This is a genomic window from Dialister sp. UBA1703, from assembly GCA_002320515.1.
Classification (GTDB): domain Bacteria; phylum Bacillota; class Negativicutes; order Veillonellales; family Dialisteraceae; genus Dialister.
In genome coordinates, this window is record DCJJ01000081.1 from 28,980 (window position 1) to 31,112 (window position 2,133).

Consider the following 2,133-nt stretch of genomic DNA (forward strand, 5'->3'; position numbering starts at 1 on the left):
AATTAATCAGTGCTTCCCTAGTACACTAGTACACCAGCCACCCCGGCTTCCCAACCCCCTCCCCATTTATGCTATAATGAAGAAAGACATTCTGCAGAAATGCTTTTCAGGAAAATGGGCTGCAGCAGTCTGATTTCTATGGGAAAGAAAAAACGGAAGGAGCAGATGTATGAAAAAAATCGTTGTAACCGTAATCGGTGCTGACCGCGTAGGCATTGTTGCCGGCGTAGCAGCCGCTCTGGCTAAGGAAAATATCAATATCCTTGATATTTCCCAGACCATTTTAGGAGATATTTTCGATATGGTCCTGATCTGCGACATGGAGAAGGCCAAAGGATCCCTGAAGGAAGTACAGGACGACCTGGGTGCCCTGGGCAAAGAACTGGGCGTTGATGTACGGGCCCAGCTGGCTGATATTTTCTATGCCATGCACCGCATCTGAAAGGGGGAGCCATGCTCGATATTGAAGAAATTCTAGCTACGGAGCGTATGTTTGACCAGAACAAACTGGACGTACGCACCATCACCATGGGTATTTCCCTCTTAGGCTGTGTCTCCGATGATGAAAAGACGTTGAATCGCAAAATTTACGACACCATCTGCACGAAGGCAGAACATCTGACGGAAGTGAGCCATGATATTTCCAGAGAATACGGCGTACCCATTATTAACCGCCGTATTTCCGTCACCCCCATTTCCCTTGTAGCCGGCGGTATCAAAGCCAAAAGCTATGTATCCATTGCGCAGACCCTGCAGAAAGCAGCGGACGAAGTGGGCGTAGACATTCTAGGCGGCTTCTCCGCCCTCGTAGACCGGGGCATGTCCTCCGCCGACAAAATCCTCATCGACTCCATTCCGGAAGCCCTTGCCTCCACAAAAAGCATCTGCAGCTCCGTAGCTGTAGGCTCCACCAAGGCAGGCATCAATATGGACGCCGTGAAACGGATGGGCGAAGTGGTGAAGGAAACGGCTGAACTCACCAAGGACCAGGACGCCTATGGCTGCACCAAACTGGTGGAATTCTGCAACGCTGTGGAAGACAACCCCTTCATGGCCGGCGCATTCCACGGCATCACCCAGGGCGATACCGCCATCCATGTAGGCGTTTCCGGCCCCGGCGTAGTGAAAAGAGCCCTGGAAGACGTAAAAGGCGCACCTCTCAACGTAGTGGCCCGCACCATTAAAAACACCGCCTTCATGATCACCCGCCTCGGACAGATGGTGGCAGAAGCAGCCACCGAAAGACTCCATGCCCCCTTCGGCATTATCGACCTCTCCCTGGCCCCCACCTCCGCCGTCGGCGACAGTGTGGCCCAGGTGCTGGAAGAAATGGGACTGGAAAGCTGCGGCGGTCCCGGCACCACAGCAGCCCTGGCCCTCCTGAACGACGCAGTCAAGAAAGGCGGCCTCATGGCCTCCTCCAGCGTAGGCGGCCTCTCCGGCGCCTTCATCCCCGTCAGCGAAGACCTGGGCATGATCCAGGCCGTGGAAAAAGGCAGCCTCTGCCTGGAAAAACTGGAAGCCATGACCTGCGTCTGCTCCGTAGGCCTGGACATGATTGCCATCCCCGGCGACACCCCCGCCTCCACCATCTCCGCCATCCTGGCTGACGAAGCAGCCATCGGCATGATTAACAACAAGACCACCGCCACCCGCCTCATCCCCGTACCGGGAAAGAAACCGGGCGACATGGTCCAGTTCGGCGGCCTCATGGGCTACGCCCCCGTCCTGGAAATCAACAAATTCCGGGCCGACGAATTCATCAACCGCGGCGGCAAAATCCCCGCACCTATGAGATCTCTCACCAACTGATGGGAAATGTGAAAAGAGGAAATCCGGACTTTCGGATTTCCTCTTTTTTCGATGCAAAGGCTCAACGGATTGACTGGCCCTTGGACACGCCTGCGGCGTGAGGGTTTAGAAGGTTCAGAAGGTTCAGAAGGTTCAGAAGGTTCAAAGGGTTCAGAGGGGAAGGATTGCCCTGCGGGCAATGATTATGAAGTCAGCGTTATGGGAATAGCTTTCTGCTGCATAAATCGTGCTGAACATTCTGCTGAATTGGCCACTGACGTGGCCACCCCCTATCCGGCTGCGCCGGACTCCCCCCTATTCAGGGCAATGCTACTTAGTTAA

The 2,133-nt window shown here is 54.7% G+C and carries 2 protein-coding genes; both read left to right on the forward strand.

The genetic code is table 11. The features are described from left to right. Positions 1-169: 169 nt before the first annotated feature. On the forward strand, positions 170-442 hold the full coding sequence (locus B2Y11_RS03850; RefSeq protein ID WP_291056427.1) for an ACT domain-containing protein: 273 nt from the start codon (positions 170-172) through the stop codon (positions 440-442). Positions 443-453: 11 nt separating this feature from the next. Continuing rightward, the gene (locus B2Y11_RS03855) at positions 454-1,812 is read left to right on the forward strand and encodes a PFL family protein (RefSeq protein WP_291056430.1); all 1,359 of its coding nucleotides are present in this window, start codon (positions 454-456) and stop codon (positions 1,810-1,812) included. Positions 1,813-2,133: the final 321 nt, after the last annotated feature.